The sequence below is a fragment of the Cupriavidus sp. C1SS-2L genome, from assembly GCF_057073735.1.
On sequence record NZ_CP172708.1, the window covers coordinates 2,461,090 to 2,480,692 of the forward strand.

A 19,603-nucleotide genomic window follows, 5' to 3' on the forward strand; every position below is an offset into this window, starting at 1 on the left:
TACTGCGAACCTTTTGAGAGGGACCCATCATGACACGCTCACATAGAGCAGCGGCTGCCGTTACCGCATTGAGCCTGGGGCTGGTAGCCGCCGTATTTGCCCAACCCGCTCCACCCGTCCATGGCACCGAGCCAGGCGCGACCGGGGCAATGAGCAGCGGCATGGGGCACATGGGACATGGCACGGCCGGCGGCATGCACGCTGGCATGGGCCATGGCGCAATGGCCGGACATCAATTCATGACACCTGCAGAACGCACCGCGCTCCGGGAAACGATGCGCAATGCCAAGACGCCCGAGGATCGTCAAAAAGTGGCAAAAGCGACACACGTCGAGGTGCAGAAGCGCACCAAGGAAAAAGGCATCACCCTGCCCGACCATCACGGACCGGGGGCGGTTTCTGGCCCCGGAATTGGCGGTCACGCGGATTGAACGCAATGAAAAGAACATTGATAGGCGCGGCGGGCCCACTAATTTGCGGCATATCGATTGCCTTTGCGGCGCAACCGGGCGACGCGATGTTGCAACACGACATGCACTCGCGCCAGACTGAAGTCGCCCACCGCGGCGCGGCGGTGATGCCGTTTGATCTGGAGCGGACCACGCATTTTTTCGACGATACCGTGAGCGGGGGGATTGAGACGATCACGGCAAACGCCAAGAACGACACCGGGCAGATCGCGCTCATTCGCTCGCATCTGGCAACCGAGGCAAAACGTTTCGGTCGGGGGGACTTCTCTGATCCTGCAAGAATCCACGGTCATGACATGGCTGGACTGGCCGAACTGGCCGGCGCGGGCGACAAGCTTCATGTCGAATACAGGAGTATCCCGGCCGGGGCGAGCTTGACCTTTACCAGCACCGCCCCTGCGGTGATTGCGGCGATCCATGCTTGGTTTGCCGCTCAGCGCTCCGACCACGGGGCGCACGGCCATCGCGAGCCCTAGGTCGGAGTTCGCGCCGGCTGAGGCGAATTGGAATCAAGTTGGGCACGGGTACAGAGATGGGGCCGGCGAACAGACGGCAATTATCGCCAAGCCCGTCAGAGGACGATGGAAAGCATAGCGAATCATTCGCGGGTTTTCCGGCTCTTCTCCTTGACGGTGTTCACAGATATGAAATGGAGATGGATCATGCAAAGCTCGAGCAAACCAAATTTAGCAATCGGTTTGGCGGTGTCACTCGGTATGATCGTAGGTGCCCCCTCAGTTCTTGCTCATCCTGGCGGGATGGGTTCCCGCATGATGTCAGGGCCTGGCAGCGAGATGCACGCGCCAATGCCTGGCATGATGGGTGGCCACATGCAGCAGGGAGATGAGGCGTTTGCCTCCGACATGCGCCTTGTTCGCGACTTGATTCACAATCATGACCGTATCACTCGCACAGTGACCAATCTGCCAAACGGCATCCGGACCGTGACCGAGTCCGAAGAACCGCAGATCGCCCAAGTCATCAAGGCGCATGTCGCAAGCATGGAGGGCCGGCTCAAAGAGGGTAAGTTGTTCAACTTGTTCAGCCCTACGCTTCCCATCCTGTTCGAGAAGAAGGACACAATTAGCACAGTGGTCCAGACAACTGAAAAGGGAGCCATCGTAACGCAGACATCCAGCGACCTGAGGGTTGTCGCGGCGCTTCAAGCGCATGCCGTTGAAGTGAATGACCTCGTTCGCGATGGGCCGCTTGCGATGATGCGCGGCGCAAGGGCAGCGATGGGACGCCTTGGGAAGGCGGCCGACACACAATAGAACGATCCGCAGCGTTTGCAGAAACTAAAGGCAGAGTTTGGCACCAAGCAGGCTGCGTTCGTCGTGCTTGGTAGCCGCGCGACACCACGATAGTGCGGACGCCTTCAAGATAGAGAAGAAGAGAGCGTGCGCCACCTGTCCGTTTCTGCAGGTTGACCTGTATCAATGGCCGTCTCGACGGCCCTTCTATCCTTTTGTTATTGGCCATGTATCCACGCGCGCTGGGGAGATAAGCTTGCTTGCGATGGCATGTTCCTCATTAAAGCACGCGAGGACGGCCTGCGCATTCGCATCCGTGGAATCGCCAGCGCCTTCGCTGCATGTGACACGGGCCCCTAGTATCAAGGTCGACAATGAATAGCCACCTCGCCGACGCCCATCCGGTTTCAGATCGCACGGCGCTGCAAATCTGGATCGCGAGGTGTTGTCGGATGCGCTGGATTCCGAGCTCGGAAGTAGGGACTTGGCGGAGCTGGTGCAGCAACGGTGTCCGTTCATTTTGGCTGCCCAGCCCGTCTTCATCCCGCTCTAACAGTTGCCAGGTATGGCCGTGGTTGTGCACGGCGTTGAGTTGTTGCGCTGCTGGGCTATCGCGAGCAAGTGCAAGCTGGTTCACCCACGAGAGCGACTCACGGAGTCCGAATCATGAATGAATTTGTGATGCGTTTGCCACAACGAGGCCCGCGACTCTTCCTCGTGGCTGCCGCAGCAATCTGGTGGGCGCTGTACCAATCCCTTCTGCCCCTGTCCGAAGCATTGGTGGAGGCATTGCCGGTGGCGCGCGACAGCCGCCTTGGCGGCGCACTGCAGTTTTTTTTGTATGACACACCGAAAGTCTTGCTTCTGCTGACTGGCATCGTGTTCGGGATGGGCATGATTAACAGCTACTTCACGCCAGAGCGCACGCGCGCATTGCTGGCAGGGCGTCGCGAAGGCGTGGCCAATGCGATGGCGGCCAGCCTCGGCGTGGTCACGCCATTTTGCTCGTGCTCGGCAGTACCGCTCTTCATCGGTTTCGTGCAAGCCGGCGTGCCGCTGGGCGTAACCTTCTCTTTCCTGATTGCCGCGCCCATGGTCAACGAGGTAGCGCTCACCCTGCTGTTCGGGCTATTTGGTTGGAAAATAGCGCTGCTGTATCTCGCCTTGGGGCTGACGATCGCCGTGGCCGCAGGCTGGATCATCGGACGGCTCGGGATGGAGGCGTATCTTGAAGACTGGGTGCGCGACATGCCGAGAGCCGCCGCGCATTTCGAAGCAACAGGTGTCGATCTTAGCGATCGCATCGCAGCGGGCATGCGGAGCGTGCGCCAGATCGTCGGCAAGGTCTGGCCTTATATTCTCGCCGGCATTGCCATTGGCGCGGGCATCCATGGCTATGTGCCGCAGGATTTCATGGCCTCGATCATGGGCAAGGACGCCTGGTGGGCCGTGCCGATGGCGGTCATGATCGGCGTACCGATGTACACCAATGCCGCCGGGGTCATTCCGATCGTCCAGGCGCTTCTGGCGAAGGGCGCGGCACTGGGGACGGTGCTAGCCTTCATGATGAGCGTGATCGGGCTGTCGCTCCCCGAGGTCGTCATCCTGCGCAAGGTACTGAAGGTGCGCCTGATCGCCATTTTCCTGGGTGTGGTCGCCACTGGCATCCTGCTGGTAGGCTACATATTCAACTGGGCGCTGTAAGGAGGCCGTATGAAAGACATCAAGGTACTGGGCAGCGGCTGCGCCAACTGCAGGAACACCATCGCACTGATCGAGCAGGTGGCGCTGGACAATGGCATTGCCATCAGTATCCAGAAGGTGGAGGAAATGCGCGACATCGTGAGCTACGGCATCATGCGCACCCCGGGCGTGGTTGTCGACGGCAAGGTGGTGCACGCCGGCGGCATCCCCACCCGTGATAACGTCGAGGAGTGGCTATCGACTTGACGGCATCATTCCCCACGTGCCAAGGGCATGGCGAGACAAGTGAGGGGGGCTGAAAACTGGGCCCGCCAGTGCCGGCAGACCTGTCAGCCCAAAGCGCAAGCGGGAATCCACCATAGGCCCTTGTAATCGGTGCCGCACGCTTCCAGCTGCCGGGTCAGGGACGTAGATCCATGCTTAAAGATGGAGGAACTTCTGCTTGGATCCCACAATAGACAGTTTTTGCGGCCTGTTTCGGCCTGTCGGATTACCGGTTGACGCGGCTTCGAACAACCCTTTCATCGCGACACGTGCCCCGCACCCTATGAATGCCGCTCAACCGGGTACGCTCGTCTTGCGGGCCTCCCGCCGCTTTCCTCGTTGCCTGGCCCTCGGTAAGGACTCCGATTGGGCCAGATTGGCGCCTAGCTTGATGCTTGCCTGTTATGAGCCACGCCGATTCCCATGACCACGGCCCGGCACGGTATGGCTGGGCCTTCGCGCTTGGCACAACGTTGAACGTTGGCTTCGCGCTCACTGAGGCGTTCTATGGCTGGCAAGCTCAATCTCTTGCGCTTCTCGCAGATGCTGGCCATAACCTCAGCGATGTCGGCGGCCTACTGCTGGCCTGGGCCGCCTTCGGTGCGGCGCGCTTGCGTCCGGACAAACGGCACACCTATGGCTGGCGCCGCGGCTCGGTACTCGCGAGTTTCGCTAATGCCATCGTGCTGCTGCTCGCCATGGGATCGCTGGGCTGGGAGGCGGCACACCGGCTGCACTCCCCGACGCCGGTCAATGCTCCCACCGTGATGATCGTCGCCGGCGTTGGCGTCGTTATTAACACAATTACTGCCTGGCTTTTCCGCGCAGGAACCAAAAATGACCTGAACATTCGAGGCGTCTTTCTCCATATGGCGGCGGACGCGCTGGTCTCTCTCGGGGTTGTGTTGGCAGGTGGGCTGTATGTCTGGCAAGGATGGACGTGGATTGACCCGGTCGTCAGCGTGCTAATTGCAGTGATCATCATCGTGAGCACCTGGTCCCTGTTTCGCCAATCACTTCACCTCCTGTTTGATGGAGTACCAGCAGACATTGACCTGGATGATGTGCGCGAAGCCCTTCTAGATTTGCCGGGTGTGCATTCGGTCCACGACCTGCATGTGTGGGCCATGGGAACAACTGAAAACGCATTGACCGCACATCTCGTATGCGGCACTAGTGCACCAGAGGTGCGACACGACACTATCCTCATGCAAGCCGAGCACATCCTCCAAGACGCTTTCGGGATCAACCACGTCACCCTGCAGATCGAATCGGAGGGTTTTGCGGCCCACTGCGAGCTCGCCCCTGCTGCGCATCAAGCCGTCGGTCCTGGCGAGACGAAAGCCGCCGGCGCCTTGCCGTAAGGGCGCCGGTATCTGCGAGACGAGCGGTTCCAAGTTCGAGCAGGTCGACAAGACTCAAACGCCAAGCTAAGCCGCTCGCACGCAGACCATGCCAAGTTGACCGGCGCAAGTAACTATTCTTGCTTGAATCAAAGCAGTTCAAGGGCGAGCGCGATGCCCTGACCGCCGCCGATGCACAGCGTCACGATTCCGCGCCGACCGCCGCCTCGCTGTATTTGGTGCAACAGGCGCGTGGTCAGGACTGCGCCGCTCGCACCAATCGGATGGCCGTGGGCAATTGCCCCGCCTTCTGCATTCACGACATCTTCCGGGAAGCCCAGTTCGCGCTGGCAGACCAACGCAATTGCAGCAAACGCTTCATTGATTTCCACGCGGTCGACATCCGCTACCGACCACTCGGCTCGGTCCAGGGCCTGCCGCACGGCTGGAATCGGCCCGAGGCCGAACAAGCCAGGCTCTACCGCGCCAAGACCATAACTGACGACGCGTGCCATCGGTGGGAGGCTGTTGCGCTCCGCCCAGCCGCGTTCGGCCACGATCATGGCGGCCGCTCCGCTGTTCAGGCCGGGCGCATTGCCTGCAGTGATGGTGCCGTCCTTGCGAAAGGCAGGCCTGAGCTTGGCAAGCGACTCGGCAGTGGTGTCGGGACGGTTGTGTTCGTCCCTGGTAAACCGTACCGGCGCTTTGCGGCCCGGCACCTCAATAGCCACGATCTCGGCATCGAACTTGCCCGCAGCCTGTGCTTGCCCGAAGCGCTGCTGAGAACGCAGCGCCCATCGGTCTTGATCGTCCCTTGAGATGCCATACCGTGTCACCAGGTCCTCGGTATGCCAGCCAGAATGCTGTCCGCTGAACGCGTCGTTAAGACCATCCATCAGCATGCTGTCATACATTGTGACATCACCCATGCGGGCGCCCCAGCGCCCTTGCGGCAACAGGTAGGGAGCACGATCCATGTTCTCCATGCCACCCGCGATTGCACAATCGAGTAGGCCCGCCCAAATTTCGATCGCCGCGCTGGCAATCGCTTGTGCACCAGAACCACAGACACGATTGACCGTGAGCGCGGGCACTTCAACTGGCAAGCCGCCGGCAATTCCCGCCTGCCGCGCTGGATTCATCTTGACGCCGGCCTGAATCACATTTCCCATGACGAGGGCTTGCACCTTCTCTGCTGGCAACCCAGACCGATTCAAACATTCGCGGATCACCGTCGCCCCTAGTGCGGGTGCCGGCATTTCCCTAAGCATGCCCGCGTATGTGCCTATTGCCGTGCGCACGGGATTGCATAACACTACTTCAATCTTGCCCATTGATACGCTCCTTGCAGGTGTGCGGCGTCTTGCCGCGTCGGGAATTGGTGTATTCCCTCCATGGAGGGATAACGCTGATATGGTTCGGTGGACAAGCCCGCCTCCCTCTGGTCACACGATCTTTATGATGGGTCTGCCGGTAGCCATTGCCCTGATACAGATCAAGCATCAGAGTGGCGAAATCCGGCAACATGGGTGAGCTTCCACGCGGCCCATTTCAAGTGGCGTAATCGGCAACACAGTTTGTTTGCTACCCGAGTCATGTGGGCAGCGGAGTGCTCCTCTGCAACGTTTGCGGGAGTTCGACGTCCCAAAGTCATGAGCCGAGCCATCATCATCTAACCGCCCCCAGAAGGAGACGACCATGAAGGATGCCGAGGGAGAGATCGGTAAACTATGGGAACGCGCCAACCTCGTGCAGGCTCAGGTCGACGCCGTCGCGACGTTGGTCCAAGCGGTACTACCATTCGTCCTGGACTCGCCGACGCTTGCCTCAGTGTTGCAGCAGCTGGTCAATGAGCGGAAATCGAACTGGCTCTGTCAGGGAGTGGATACTCAGTTCGCGAAGGAGTACGATGCATCTCTCATCGCGATGTTGCCGCAGAATCTGCGGCACATCGTGTTCTCGGAAGCGAAAGAATAGGGTGGTATCTGACTGTCACGGTTAGGGCAAGATTCTTCTTGCTCCGTGAAGCAAGCGCTGGGAAGTTTAACGGTTCGCCACATTCCAAGGGGCTGGTGCTTTCCCTTCCAGGTTGACGGTTCAGCTTTAGTCAGGCTTGACATGGCTACTTTCCTGCGACGTTGCAGCTTGCCCTTACTACAAACTAGTCCAGTCGCCTGGTGGCGTTCGGCAACCCGTTGGGACTTGCCATGCTTGCTTTCCCGCGTACCGACGGTACTCGCGGCCGCGCCACGACCAGTGGTTCTTCATGTAGTTCGAACGAGATAGCGATTGGCATCTGGTTCTCGCCGATTCGAGTACCGACAAGGCCAGCCCTGTTACGGGGAATCCGCGAACTTCCTTAGCGCAACAGCAGTGTCGGAACGGCGAACGCGCGCAACAGGTCGGTGGTCTTGCTGCCGAACAGCAGGCTGCGCAGCGGCGAGTGGCTGTAGGCACCCATCACGAGCAGGTCGCCTGCCACATCCCCTTTTGGGCGATGCCTGACAGCAGCTTTGGCATCTCAATAGTCACGACGTTTATCAGCGATTCAAGTGTTGCCCTTATCAGCCAGCCAAGCGTCTCAGCCCCATCGCTGCTCGGAGCCTCTGCGCAATACCTCACGATATTGCCCACTGTCGGACTACATTGTCAGAGCGGCTTCGCACGCCGCCGTTGCCAGCAACGCGCGCGCTCCTAGGCTACCGCCGGTCGCACGGCGGGTCCGCTACCGTGGATCCGAGCCAGGTTGCGCCGCTGCATCTCGAGACCGGGCTCGCCCACCGTCGCGAGAGCGCGATGACGACGGGCCAGCGCCGGGGCATGTAGAACCGGAGTTTCGCCGTTAGCACGAATGCAGAATCCTTGCGCAGGCGCGCTGCCAGGCAATGCGGGAGACCTTCTCATGGCCTTCTCCTGCAAGGGGCGAGGGTGGTTAAACGGCGCGGTTCGGTGTTGAACTGCGTCTCATGATCGGTCCGCCCGCCCTCGGAGTACTACGACATTTTTATCTGCTATGGACTGCTGTATCTGAAGCTGTCTTCGTAGAGCCTCGTTGATTGAGGCCAGTGCGCGCACTTGCTGCCGCAACGCTTCATTCTCGATTCGGAGTTCCTTGGTCTTCTTCCTCTGTATCTCCAACACGGTGAGCAGATCATCAGGACGCTGGCGTGGTGGCTTGCCTGCCAGCTGGCGGATCTCTTGCGCGATGTCGGGGTACTTATTATGAATAAGGGCTGCTGATACGCCGGCCTCCCTGGCCACCGCGGCAATTGATGGCGTCGCCCCTATTGCCTGTAGGCGCCCAATCGCCACGCGCAGTTCGAGTGCGGTACGTTGACGACTTCGCAGTCTGGGCGTGTCGTCCGATTCACTCGTTGCTGTTTTTGTACCCATCCGTGTCGCCATCAAGTATCACTCCCAGATCGCTCAACACCTCCCTAGACTTCCGCAGATCGCGCTGAACGCGCTGCATCGCTCCAGCTCCGAGATCATTCGCCTCCGTCATAAGCTCCGTCTGATGCGCATAGATCTCCGACCATGCTGCCGCGAACGTACGATCGATAACTGCGTCGCTACAGGATGTACAACGTGTGGGCTCGTACAGCCCTTGGCCACCACATCCTTCGTCCTGTGCCAGGCACCACGAGTGTCCGGTGCTTCGGATGTTGATCCAGTCAGCGGTCTCTTCGATAAGCGCCTTCCGGTTTGGATAGTTGTGTGCGCGTATCACGGCAATCCGTCGGCCGCCGCCACCTGAGAGCGGCACGTCTTCGCTCATCCACCCTTGTATGAGCTCGACTTTGCTGGTGTCTATTTCGTCGAACAACTCGCCGTAGAGCGTCTCGTCCTGCAGTGGATTCGCGGCGTAGAGCTGTGTCATCTCAATGCTGGAATGCTTGAATTGCTCCTTCAGGAAAAGGAGGTTGCCGAGGCGATGACGCACGAACGTCCATGCATATACCCGCCGCAGTTGATGCGGCGCGAGCGGCCAGTCAACGCCAGCCGAACCGGCAAATACACGCATACGATTGCGGCAGGCGAATCCCGAGATCGCCTGCACGGAATCGTGGCCCACACGCCCCAAAAATAGCCTCCGACGGTCGGCCCGGGCTTGGGTGATTCGCCTCAGCAGGTCGTGCCGAACCGTAGGGTATTCGTCGGCTTCCCAAACAGCAAGGCGCTGCTCCAGCAGCAGCCGCAGCGGCGCAGACCAGCGCTCCATGACTTTCAGAATCCGATGGCCGATCGAAGGCATCAGATATTCGACCCGGCCCTTCTTTGTTTTGTGCTCGATGCTGGCGATCCAGTGGTAAGTAATTCCGTCCTTGCGCTGCGTTCGGCCTGCGCCAAGCTCGATACCTACGATCTCCTCACATCGCATCCCTGTCAATACGCCGAGCATGAAGAAACAGGCGTCACGCAGCGCTGTAACCTCGGGATCCTTGTATGCGGACCGCAGCCCCATGTCGCGCTCGTCGAGCAACACATCAGCGCGATCGAGCAGCCGCTCGGCATGAAGATACAGCTTCTGTAGGATGAGTGGCGGAATTAATGGCGTTTTGCCAGACTGGCGTGCCGCCTTCCCGGTCCAGCCAGCCACGGCGGCAGCTGACAACCCCGGCCAAGGTGGAAAAGCAAGACGGTCCGCATGCTGGTCTCCAAAGCGGTAAAGAAGCTCAATGGCTAGCAAGTTATGGGTGAGAGTGCCCGCCTTCACTCGGTCGACCGTCTTGCGCACGTGCACGAAGTTCGACAGATGGATTTGCTGCACCTGCGAAAGGGAAAGAATCCCGAGTCGCTCCAGGTAGCCGAAAAAGACAGCCAAATGCCATACGCTTGAGACGATGGTTCTGGCTGTCGGTCGCGGTCCTCCAGGCAGACCGACGCGCCAGTACCGGTAGATCACCGCCTTGCTTACCTCACGGAACTCGGCTGGCACGCACGACCAGTCAATACGCTTCTGGTGTCGAGTCACGTTCGACTGCATGAAGAATGGCCACAGCTCCCATATATCATCGCCGAAGCGGCTCAGCACGTGGCTTTCGCCCGCGTCGTCGATCGCTGCGCTAATGATGATGGAGGCGCGTGGCTTGCTGCTCGTCTCTCCGGCGCCGAGAGGCTGTAGGGCCAACATAGAAGAGTCGCTACGTGCCATCAGCAGCTCCCGGATTATTTGCCACGCCGCGGCGGCGCCAGAACATCAGCGGCTCGCATCGTGCCGACTCCTTTGCTTCGCGGACTAGCGCGTGATCGAACTTGTCGAGTGTGAAGGAGTCGATCTGAGACATTACCGACGCGAAGTGTTCCCTCCAGTCGCCAGATCGAATTGATTGTCTCTCACCATCCAGGAACCAGTAGAAGCTGAAGAGCCTGTGCAGGTCCTCTCTTGACCCGACGATTGCGTAGCTCCGACAGCCGAAGCAGCTAAGGAAGTCCATGCAGTGTGTGCCGTCCCTGGGTGCCCGGTCCCCGTTCAGGCTGTCCTTGCAGCGGCCTACTGGAGTTCGCTCGAAATCTTCGCTGGTAGTGCGGTTTCCGGGACTCTTGCGCTCAGCCTCTGTGTCTGCCGTCCGATACACGTCAGGCAGTGCCTCGCCAACGATCGTCGCGTTGGCACGCATCTCGGGTGTCACAGCGAGATAACTCTGATCCGCAACCTTCGGGTCGTGGCCCATGATCGAGGCCACGGTGAACAAGTCACCGTGGCTCAACTGCCAAAGTCGATTCTCCATAGTCTTACGAAGCCGCGACATCGTGAGTTCCAGCGGCTTTCCGTCGTCCCCCACCAGGCTGTGTCGTTGGACGAATCCACGAATGTTGCGTTTCAGCGCGGGCTCGGTGAGCCGTGTCAATTTGCCGCGATGGGCAATCGCTTGTACCCGGTACAGCCACACCGAGTCCCTGAGTTCTGGCGGAGCAACCGCTGCCAGCGACTCGTTGCGCTTCAATAGATGCTCTAACAACGCCACCCCATCCATGGGAATTGATGTCGGGGTGAGCTCGGTTCGTGTATAGCGTAACGACTTGACCTGAGTGGCATTGCCGCGTCGCTTGAAGGTCTCGAGCAGGCGCATTCGCGGCATGAACGGATGCGGCTTCAGGCAATCGCGCCGGAGTTCGAGCAACGGCGTCGTGTTCAGCCCCGTTCGAAGTGCCAACGCGAGCGCATAAACTGCCAGTAACTGGCCATTGGACGCTACGAACGTGCCGGTGTGCGCAGCCACAATGTCGGTGCGCAGTGCTTCAGCAAGGCGGGCTCGCTCACCCGATGAAAGGGGAGTTTGTCCTTGCTTGACACCGTTGATACCAGGAAATGGATTGCGGGGGAAAACAGCTGTGCCGGCTGGAATCACCCCGCGGTCCACCAGCCCAAGTAGCACTGACTTGGTCATTGAGTAGACGTTCTTCGGCGAGGACTGGCTCAACCGTGGGTGCTCTCGCAGCCAAGCGACGAAAAGTTCGAGGTGCCGCAGATCGACATCGACTAGTTGAATCCGCAGCTCGTACCGGACACTCGAACTGGCTAGGAACTCGAAGAAGTATGCGAGACCGCCTTTGGCGTAGGACACGACTGTGCTAGCCGCAACGGACTTGCTCCGCAGGAAGACCCGCAATTGCTGAGCACAAGCCCACACCCAGGCATCAATGCCCTGGCCCAACCAGCGGCTCAAATCGATAGCACCTGTGCCAGATGGGTTCTTTGGGACGTCGATTACGACGTTCAGTTCTTCGCCGCGGGCCGGCTCCGCCCATACGACGACCGGTGGGGATGCCTTGAAACTCTTACGCTTGCCGGTCACGTCATGCCACCTGGTCAGAGAAGAGGGCATCCAGTTCCTCTTCATGCTGCAAGATGAGTTGTGCGTCGAGCTGATTGATGAGGTGTAGGTACACCGACGTGGTGGTGACGCTGCTATGCCCCATCCGGTCACGGACATATAGCAGGGGTTCTCCGGCGAAGCCCAGCTTCCTAAGCCGCATCAGGGTGTAGGTACCGAAGGTATGGCGTAGCATATGCGGTCGTACCCGAAATCCAACCCTCCGTTCCAGCGCTGCAAAGATGTCGGTAAATGAGGTGTCGCCGTACTGTTCACCGCTCTCGGTGAGGAAGAGCGATGCTTGCCGGTGGCTGACGTTGCGCGCGCGTTCGCGATTCTGGCGATGGCGCGCCGCATACCACCATAGATCGTCCATTAGGCGGTACGGCACGTCGATGTCACGTGGCTTATCGTACTTGAGCTTCATATCGCTCGGACTCAATGAGATACGAATCATGCGATCCGGCGTAAGGTCACGGCGCCTGGACGGATTGAAGACGTACTTCAGCGGAAAGGTTCGACACTCAACTTGCCGCAGGCCGGTGCGCACCATGAGCTCGAACATTAGCTTATGCGTTTCGTTGTTGAGCGCGCGCATACAGATGGCGACCTGTTCTGCGGTCAAGTATTTTATGGGGGCTCGTTTTTGGGGGAGGAGTGCGCTTGGCGTGAGGACCTCCCCCTCCGAGATATCGACATGTGCCTGGATCCCGGGCGCACGTGACGTCGAAACGCACACGTATCGGAACGGCAGCGCTTCGATGTGCCCATGTCCAAGTGCCCATTGGTAGAACCGAACGATCAGCCGTAGTCGACAATTGACGGTGCTTGAGTCCAGACCAAGTTCGCCCTTCGACCAGTCACGGTACCAGTCCACCACGCTCGGCATGCCGGGCGCTGGTGGGGCTCGCCAATCAAGTCCGTTCGCGGAGATGAAGGCGAGAAAGTCATAGAGGTCACGGCCATACTTGGCCCATGTGAGACGGCTTTGTACGCGCCCCGTAGTGGTCAACACGTCCCAGAGAAATGTTTGAGCGGGTTCGACAGCGGTTCCATCTTCATTCACTAGTAGCGGAAAGCCAGTGAACGAGCGTCCCTGCACCACGCAGTGATCGTCGGCGAGGATGAGCCTCACAGACCATGCTCCTTCAAGACAGCCGCAGCGCATCTGAACCCGCAGCCCGTGAGGTGCATCGCGAGGTCCACAGCGCCGCCACCGCCACACTGCGCGCGACTGTCCCAAAACTTGGGGCCAGTCAACAATAATTCGAACTCACGCCCTCGCACATTGGCATGCCACCGTCGCGTGGCGGCGCTCTTGGTTGGCACGAAGGAGGCGTCAGGCTTTGCATGTTCTGCAAGAGCGTGAAGCACAGTGGCAGCGTCGAGCTGGCGCCATCGCTGTAGAGTCAAGTTATCCACAGGCATTGCCCCTCCCCCGGCCCCCTCCCGCTACTCGCCTCGATGAGGCAATAGGAAAAAGGCAAAACCAGTCTAGACCATAGTTTGCTGCTAGGTAACTATTGCTACCCCTAAGATCATCGTGAAGGTGGGGCGGCGCGAACTGGCTTTGCACCCTCTTCGCGCGACGCGAAGCGCCTGCTTCGCCAGTTGCCACTTGAATGGGAAGTGCCCCATTCACTAGCATCTGATCCATACAGAACATGGAGACAGCGATGGCATCCGCGGCATTCGTCGAACATGCATGCAGATGGAATTTTGCCTGCACAACACCGCACGATCGCGCATAGGCGTGCATGCCCTAGTCGAAGAGCCTCCGCCGGACTGCGCCCGCTATTGGAACTAGCGCGGACCCTGCCCCAGACAGCGCCACCAGACATCCGCCACGCACCACGCACCATCCCGCCGTCACGCAATGGCCGGGAGGGAGCCGCTTTGCCATACCAACCGGAGACATCGTTTGACCGCAACCCTTTCCCCCTCATACGCCGCTCGGATTGCGCAAGGACAGCATCTCGGCAAGGTCCGCGTAGCGACCTGCACGTTGCCGAGAAAATTCCCGTTGTCGCACTGAAAACAACACTACGCGCAACGGCAACGACAACGACAACGACAACGACACGGAGGAGACCATGAAAAGCAAGCACTACGCGAGCGCCCTGCTCGCACTGGCGGCGGCGCCGTTCGCCGCCGCACAGTCGTCAGTCACGCTCTACGGCGTGGCCGACATCGGTCTGGAGTTTCTGAACCAGACCAACGCAAATGGCAACACCCTAACGCGAATGAGCGCGGGCAACGTCTCTGGCTCGCGCTGGGGCCTGCGCGGCACGGAAGATCTCGGGGGAGGCCTCAAGGGGATCTTCGTGCTGGAAAGCGGTTTCGACCTCGACACCGGCGTGATGGGCCAGGCCGGGCGACTGTTCGGACGGCAGGCGTTCGTCGGCTTAGAGCACGCCTGGGGCCGCCTCACGCTCGGCCGGCAGCAGAACACGCTCTATGACCTGTTGATCAACTACGAGCCAATGGTACTGGCCGCGCGCTATTCCGCCCTCGGCCTCGACCCCACGCTGGTGGGCCGTAACGACAACACGGCCAAGTACACCGGCAAGTTCGGGCCGGTGACGGCCACGGCGTTCTACAGCTTCGCGCGCGGCACGTCGGTGACGACCGCCGGCGTCTCCAGCATCGCAGGAGAGACGCCGGGCGACCTGAAGAGCGATCGTGCGCTCGGCGGCGGGCTGGAGTACGCCAGCGGCCCATTCGGCGCCACCGTCATTTACGACCAGCAGCAAGGCACGCGCGGCATCACGGGCCAGAACTCAGCCCAAACCGACCGCCGCATCGCCGCCGCTGCCAATTTTGCATTCGGCAGCTCTACGATCCTCGCTGGCTACCGCTGGTTCAACGGTGACATTGGCGGCGCGCGCCGCAACGACCTGTTCTGGCTCGGCTATCGCTATCAGGCCACCCCCGCACTCACGCTGACAGGAGCTGGCTACGTATTCAATAACCGCCGCAATGGCCAGGACCCGTGGGAATTGGTCGCCTCCGCCAACTACGCGTTTTCCAAGCGCACCGACGCCTTCCTGACTGTGGGCTACGTGCACAACAAGGATGACTCCAACCTCGGTCTGAATGGATTCGGCAGCACTATCAAGCCGGGCGAGAATCAGACCGGGGTGTCACTGAGCATCCGCCACAAGTTCTGAGGTCCCATGATCGAGATCGACAACCCCGACGTCCTGGATTTCCCCGCGCTGGTGCGCCCTGGCGACAGCGTGGTCTGCAGCCAGGGGCTCGCCGAGCCGGTGGCACTGACCCGCAGCCTGATGGCGCAACGCGCGCAGATCGGGCCGTTCCGGATGGTGATTGGCCCCACGTTTTCCGACACCTTCCAGCCAGGCCACGGTGACACCGTCCGCTTCCAGAGCTATTGCGGAACCGGCGCCAACGCGGCGCTGCACGCGGCCGGGGTGCTCGACATCGTGCCCGCCCATTACTCCGACCTGCCCCACCTGTTCGCCCGGAGCATGCTGGCTGCCGACGTCGTGCTGCTCACCTGCTCGGAGCCGGATGCCGCCGGCGGCTTCAACCTTGGGCTGACGCACGACTACATCGTCGACGCCGCTCGCCGCGCCCGGCTGGTGATTGCCGAAGTCAGCGACCGCGTGCCCTGGGTGTTCGGCGCAGAGTTGCCGCCCGACGTGCGCCCGCACATCGTGGTGCGCACTGGCCGCGAGCCACTGACGCTGCCCAGGCGCAGCCTCGACGAGGCCTCCTTCGAGGAACGCGAGATCGCGCGTTGGGTAAGCGGGTTGATTCCCGACGGCGCGACGCTTGAACTCGGCATCGGCACGCTGCCGGAACTCGTGCTGCAGGCGCTGCGCGGCCATCGCGACATCGGCATCCACTCCGGTGTGATCGGCGACGGCGTGGCCGAACTGATGCACGCAGGCGTGGTTACCAATGCAGCCAAGCCAGTGGACAGGGGCACCAGCGTGGCGGGGCTGTTGATGGGCAGCCGCGCGCTGCTGGACTTCGCCCACTGCAACCCGGCCATCCGCCTCGCCCCGGCCGCCGAGACGCATGATGTAGGCGCCCTGCGGGCACTGCCCAACTTCATCGCGCTGAATGGCGCCATTGAGGTCGATCTGGGTGGGCAGGTGAATGCCGAGAGCCTGAATGGGCGCTATATCGGCGCGGTAGGCGGACAGCTCGACTTCGTGCGCGGCGCCAACCAGTCGCGCGGCGGGCGGTCGGTCATGCTGTTGCCGTCGTCGGCAGCAGGAGGAACCATCAGCCGCATCGTGCCGCTGCTGGCGGACGGGGTGGTCACCACGCCGCGCAGCGACGTCGACGTAGTTGTCACCGAATGGGGCGTGGCAGAACTGCGGGGCAAGGGCCTGCGCGAACGCGCCGACGCCATGATCGCCATCGCCCATCCCCGCTTTCGGGAAGAACTGGGCCGCGCAGCGCGCGGCATGGCGGCGGGCAAGGGCCGCCATGCCGGCACGATGCCGGCGGCCGCCACCAACGCATAGCAAGGAGACCATCCATGGCAAATGTGCTACAGGGCATTCGCGTCCTGGAACAGGGGACGTTCATCACGGGCCCGGCCGCCGGCATGCTGCTGGGCGACCTGGGTGCCGACGTCATCAAGATCGAGCAGCCTGGCACCGGAGACCCTTTCCGCGCCTACCAGGGCAGCTACTACGCACCACACTTCCAGGCATACAACCGGAACAAGCGCAGCATTACGCTGGACGCGAGGAAGCCGGACGACCTTGAGGCCTTCGACGCGCTGGTGCGCTCGGCCGACGTCTACATCCAAAACTTCCGGCCCGGCGTGGCGGAACGGCTGAATGCCGGAGAGGCACGCTTGCGTTCCATCAACCCCGGTCTCGTCTATTGCTCGATCAGCGGCTTCGGGGCGACCGGGCCAGCGGCGGGGCGGCCCGCCTACGACAACGTGGCGCAAGCCGCCAGCGGCTTCCTGAGCCTCCTGGTTCATCCGGACAACCCGCGCGTGGTGGGCCCGGCGCTGGCAGATGCCGTCACCGGCTTCTACGCGGCCTACGGCATCCTCGGAGCGCTGGTAGAGCGCGCGCGCACCGGGGTCGGACGCAAAGTGGAACTGTCGATGCTGGAGGCCATGACGCACTTCAACGTCGACGCCTTCACACAGTTCTACCAAGGGGAGCAGGTGCCGGGACCGTTTACACGAGCGAGCGTGTCGCAGTCGTACGTGCTGGCATGCGCCGACGGAAAGCGGGTGGCGCTGCACATGTCATCGCCCGAAAAGTTCTGGCAGGCGCTGGCCGACGCCATCGGCCAGCCCGGCCTGTTGCGCGATCCACGCTTCGCCAGCCGCGACCATCGCATCGCCAACCAGGAGGCGTTGATCGACCTGCTGGCGCCCATCTTCCGGAGCCGCTCGCGAGAGGCGTGGTGCGCGCTGCTGGAAGCGCACGATGTGCCGCACGCGCCGGTCTACGACGCCAGCGAGGCGCTCGAGGACCCGCAGGCGCGCCACCTCGGGCTGCTGGTGTCGGCCGAGCATCCGCAGATGGGGACGTTCCGCACCGTTCGTAGTCCGGTGACCTACGACGGCGAGCGGCCCGGCGCCGTGCGCCCCCCACCCGTGGTGGGCGAACATCGCGAAGCCATTCTCGCCGAGCTGCAGACCCGCGACGCCTGACACGCGGTCTTGCAGCTTCACTTCCCCGGCATCCGCAATGGATGCCGTATTCATTTGGCCGGTCGCCGCGACATGTATATCATGCTCCACATTGACCCGCTATATGACTCGTGCTAGCGTGGCATCAATTCCCGCGTCACGAGACATTCACCAGGACAGGCTATGAACGGCCTCAGCTTCCAGGCGCTGGTTCGCCGGGTAGACCTATTCACCCTCAAGCTATTCCTCAGCGCAGTAGAGGAAGGCCAGATCGGGCGGGCCGCCGCGCGCGAGCACATCGCGCCTTCCGCCGCCACCAAGCGCATCCAGGACCTGGAGGATCTCGCGGGGCTCAAGCTGTTCGAGCGCAATCCGAAGGGCGTTGTGCCGAGCCCCGCCGGCGAGGTGCTGGCGCGGCACATCCGCATGATGCTGAACAACCTGGAGGCCATGCGTCGCGAGATCGGCGAGTTCGCCGAGGGCGTGCGCGGGCATATCGGCGTGTGCGCGCCGCGCCTGCTGATCGTGCATTTTCTCGCACGTGAAGTGGCGGAGTTCCTGCAGTCCTATCCGCAGGCGCAGGTGGACCTGCGCGAGGACAACAACGCCGGCGCTGTGCGCGCACTGAACCTGGGAGAGGTAGATCTCGCCGTGTTCGTGGCTTCACCGGACCTGCCCACGGAAAGCATCGAAAGTTTCGAGTGCGGCCGTGACCGGCTGGTGGCAGTGGTGCCCCGTGGGCACCACTGGTGCGGGCGAGAGGAACTCACGCTGGAAGAATTGCTGGAGGCGGACATCGTCAGCCCGGCGGGCACCACGCTGCTGCCGAACCTGCGCCGCGCGGCCGCCGCACTTGGACGCGAAGTCCACTCGAAATTCAATGTCAATACGGTCGAGGCGGCGCGCAGCATGGTCGCGGCCGGGCTTGGGGTGACGATCCAGCCCGAGTCGATGCTATCGGCGGAGGACCACGGCCAGATGGGTTCCGGCCCGGTGTGCAGCGTGCCGCTGGACGGCGAATGGGCCATGCGCAGCCATCGCGTCGGCATGCTGCGCGGCAAATCTCTCGGGCCTGCCTGCATGGCGTTCATCCACCAACTCACGGGGCATCACGAAGCCGCTGCCGAAGCGTAGAACGAACCGCCGCACGACACGTTCGCCGGCGGCGCAATCAGCTTACTGCACGGAGATGTCAGCGGCCTTCACCACCTTCTGCAACCGCGCCTGGTCCTCGCGCATGAAGCGCGCAAGGGCCGCGGGGGGCATGTACCGCGCATCGCCCACTAGCTCGGCCACCTTTGCTGCCACGGCGGGGTCGGACAGCGACTTCCTGAGACTATCGCTTAACTTGCCGACGATGGCCGGGTCGGTGCCGGCCGGCGCGAACAGGCCGATCCATCCTTCCATCTGGTAGCCGTGCAGCGTCTCGCCGACCGTCGGCACATTCGGCAGTTCAGGCATGCGCTCGGCCGACGTGACCGCCAGCACGCGCAACTTGCCGGCGCGCACCTGCGGCAACGACGACGCCTTGTTGTCGAAAAGGAAGTCAACCTGCCCGGCGATGACGTCGGTCAAGGCGGGCGCGCTGCCTTTGTATGGGACGTGCGTGGTGGAAACGCCGGCCATCATGTTCAGCATCTCTCCGGCGATGTGGGAGGAGTTGCCCGTGCCCGTGGACGCATAGTTCAGCTTGCCAGGATTGGCCTTGGCGAAGGCGACGAGATCGGCGACGGTATGGAAGCGCGAACTCGCCGGCACCACCAGCAAGAAGGCTCCTGTGGCGAACATGCCGACGGGCGTGAAGTCGGCGATAGGGTTGTACGTCAGATTGCGATACACGCCCGACAGCAGCACGCTGCCCGAACAGGCGAGGATCGTGTAGCCCGTGGGACTCGACCGCGCGGCAATGGCATTGCCGAGATGCCCGCCCGCGCCGGGCCGATTGTCCGGCACGATGGGTTGGCCCAGCAGCGCCGACATGCGCGGCAGCAGGGCGCGGGCCGAGACGTCCACGGCACCTCCGGCCACGTTGGGAATCACGAGCTGGATGGGCTTGTTGGGATACAGGTCCACGGCGGCGCCCGCGTGCGTCGTCAAGGCGGGGCCGAGGCCG

Annotated in this window: 18 protein-coding genes; 11 read left to right on the forward strand and 7 right to left on the reverse strand. The window is 61.7% G+C overall.

Features of this window, described 5'->3' with window-relative positions; all coding sequences use genetic code 11:
- Positions 1 to 149 precede the first annotated feature (149 nt).
- The 6 genes from ACIGJG_RS11370 (at position 150) to ACIGJG_RS11395 (ending at position 5,055) form a co-directional block, all read left to right on the forward strand.
- Positions 150 to 431: a hypothetical protein gene (locus ACIGJG_RS11370; RefSeq protein WP_483672329.1), complete on the forward strand. Its 282-nt coding sequence runs from the start codon at positions 150 to 152 to the stop codon at positions 429 to 431.
- Positions 432 to 436: 5 nt separating this feature from the next.
- Positions 437 to 946, forward strand: a complete 510-nt coding sequence (locus tag ACIGJG_RS11375; protein ID WP_483672330.1) for an aspartate carbamoyltransferase — start codon at positions 437 to 439, stop codon at positions 944 to 946.
- 186 nt (positions 947 to 1,132) lie between these two features.
- Positions 1,133 to 1,744, forward strand: coding sequence for a hypothetical protein (locus ACIGJG_RS11380; RefSeq protein WP_483672331.1), 612 nt, complete (start codon positions 1,133 to 1,135; stop codon positions 1,742 to 1,744).
- A gap of 645 nt (positions 1,745 to 2,389) precedes the next feature.
- Positions 2,390 to 3,427: a permease gene (locus ACIGJG_RS11385; protein ID WP_483673074.1), complete on the forward strand. Its 1,038-nt coding sequence runs from the start codon at positions 2,390 to 2,392 to the stop codon at positions 3,425 to 3,427.
- Positions 3,428 to 3,436: 9 nt separating this feature from the next.
- On the forward strand, positions 3,437 to 3,673 hold the full coding sequence (locus ACIGJG_RS11390) for a thioredoxin family protein (protein ID WP_483672332.1): 237 nt from the start codon (positions 3,437 to 3,439) through the stop codon (positions 3,671 to 3,673).
- A gap of 422 nt (positions 3,674 to 4,095) precedes the next feature.
- Positions 4,096 to 5,055, forward strand: coding sequence for a cation diffusion facilitator family transporter (locus tag ACIGJG_RS11395; protein ID WP_483672333.1), 960 nt, complete (start codon positions 4,096 to 4,098; stop codon positions 5,053 to 5,055).
- A gap of 128 nt (positions 5,056 to 5,183) precedes the next feature.
- Here the strand turns inward: ACIGJG_RS11395 and ACIGJG_RS11400 are convergent, their stop codons facing one another.
- Entirely contained in the window at positions 5,184 to 6,368 is a 1,185-nt protein-coding gene (locus ACIGJG_RS11400; RefSeq protein WP_483672334.1) for a thiolase family protein, read from the reverse strand.
- Positions 6,369 to 6,732: 364 nt separating this feature from the next.
- Between ACIGJG_RS11400 and ACIGJG_RS11405 the strand changes: the two genes are divergently transcribed.
- Positions 6,733 to 7,011 carry a hypothetical protein gene (locus ACIGJG_RS11405; protein ID WP_483672335.1) on the forward strand — a complete coding sequence of 93 codons (279 nt, stop codon included), beginning with the start codon at positions 6,733 to 6,735 and terminating at the stop codon, positions 7,009 to 7,011.
- Positions 7,012 to 7,393: 382 nt separating this feature from the next.
- Here the strand turns inward: ACIGJG_RS11405 and ACIGJG_RS11410 are convergent, their stop codons facing one another.
- The 5 genes from ACIGJG_RS11410 to ACIGJG_RS11430 form a co-directional block, all read right to left on the reverse strand.
- The gene (locus ACIGJG_RS11410; protein WP_483672336.1) at positions 7,394 to 7,516 is read right to left on the reverse strand and encodes a hypothetical protein; all 123 of its coding nucleotides are present in this window, start codon (positions 7,514 to 7,516) and stop codon (positions 7,394 to 7,396) included.
- Between the two features lie 482 nt (positions 7,517 to 7,998).
- On the reverse strand, positions 7,999 to 8,427 hold the full coding sequence (locus ACIGJG_RS11415; protein ID WP_483672337.1) for a TetR family transcriptional regulator: 429 nt from the start codon (positions 8,425 to 8,427) through the stop codon (positions 7,999 to 8,001).
- Complete coding sequence (locus tag ACIGJG_RS11420; protein WP_483672338.1) at positions 8,402 to 10,189, reverse strand: tyrosine-type recombinase/integrase; 1,788 nt, start codon at positions 10,187 to 10,189, stop codon at positions 8,402 to 8,404. The genes ACIGJG_RS11415 and ACIGJG_RS11420 overlap by 26 nt, the downstream gene beginning before the upstream one ends.
- Positions 10,179 to 11,834, reverse strand: a complete 1,656-nt coding sequence (locus ACIGJG_RS11425; protein WP_483672339.1) for a hypothetical protein — start codon at positions 11,832 to 11,834, stop codon at positions 10,179 to 10,181. The genes ACIGJG_RS11420 and ACIGJG_RS11425 overlap by 11 nt, the downstream gene beginning before the upstream one ends.
- 1 nt (position 11,835) lies before the next feature.
- Complete coding sequence (locus ACIGJG_RS11430; protein ID WP_483672340.1) at positions 11,836 to 12,987, reverse strand: tyrosine-type recombinase/integrase; 1,152 nt, start codon at positions 12,985 to 12,987, stop codon at positions 11,836 to 11,838.
- A 958-nt stretch (positions 12,988 to 13,945) separates the two neighbouring features.
- Here ACIGJG_RS11430 and ACIGJG_RS11435 point away from each other — a divergent pair.
- The 4 genes from ACIGJG_RS11435 (at position 13,946) to ACIGJG_RS11450 (ending at position 18,624) form a co-directional block, all read left to right on the forward strand.
- A complete protein-coding gene (locus ACIGJG_RS11435) occupies positions 13,946 to 15,022 on the forward strand; it encodes a porin (protein ID WP_483672341.1) in 1,077 nt (358 codons plus the stop codon).
- A 6-nt stretch (positions 15,023 to 15,028) separates the two neighbouring features.
- Positions 15,029 to 16,354 carry an acetyl-CoA hydrolase/transferase family protein gene (locus ACIGJG_RS11440; RefSeq protein WP_483672342.1) on the forward strand — a complete coding sequence of 442 codons (1,326 nt, stop codon included), beginning with the start codon at positions 15,029 to 15,031 and terminating at the stop codon, positions 16,352 to 16,354.
- A gap of 14 nt (positions 16,355 to 16,368) precedes the next feature.
- Positions 16,369 to 17,511 (forward strand): CaiB/BaiF CoA transferase family protein, encoded by a 1,143-nt coding sequence (locus ACIGJG_RS11445; RefSeq protein ID WP_483672344.1) that lies wholly within the window; start codon positions 16,369 to 16,371, stop codon positions 17,509 to 17,511.
- 162 nt (positions 17,512 to 17,673) lie between these two features.
- Positions 17,674 to 18,624 carry a LysR family transcriptional regulator gene (locus tag ACIGJG_RS11450; protein ID WP_483672345.1) on the forward strand — a complete coding sequence of 317 codons (951 nt, stop codon included), beginning with the start codon at positions 17,674 to 17,676 and terminating at the stop codon, positions 18,622 to 18,624.
- A 42-nt stretch (positions 18,625 to 18,666) separates the two neighbouring features.
- Here the strand turns inward: ACIGJG_RS11450 and ACIGJG_RS11455 are convergent, their stop codons facing one another.
- Positions 18,667 to 19,587 carry a Bug family tripartite tricarboxylate transporter substrate binding protein gene (locus ACIGJG_RS11455; RefSeq protein ID WP_483672346.1) on the reverse strand — a complete coding sequence of 307 codons (921 nt, stop codon included), beginning with the start codon at positions 19,585 to 19,587 and terminating at the stop codon, positions 18,667 to 18,669.
- Positions 19,588 to 19,603 lie beyond the last annotated feature (16 nt).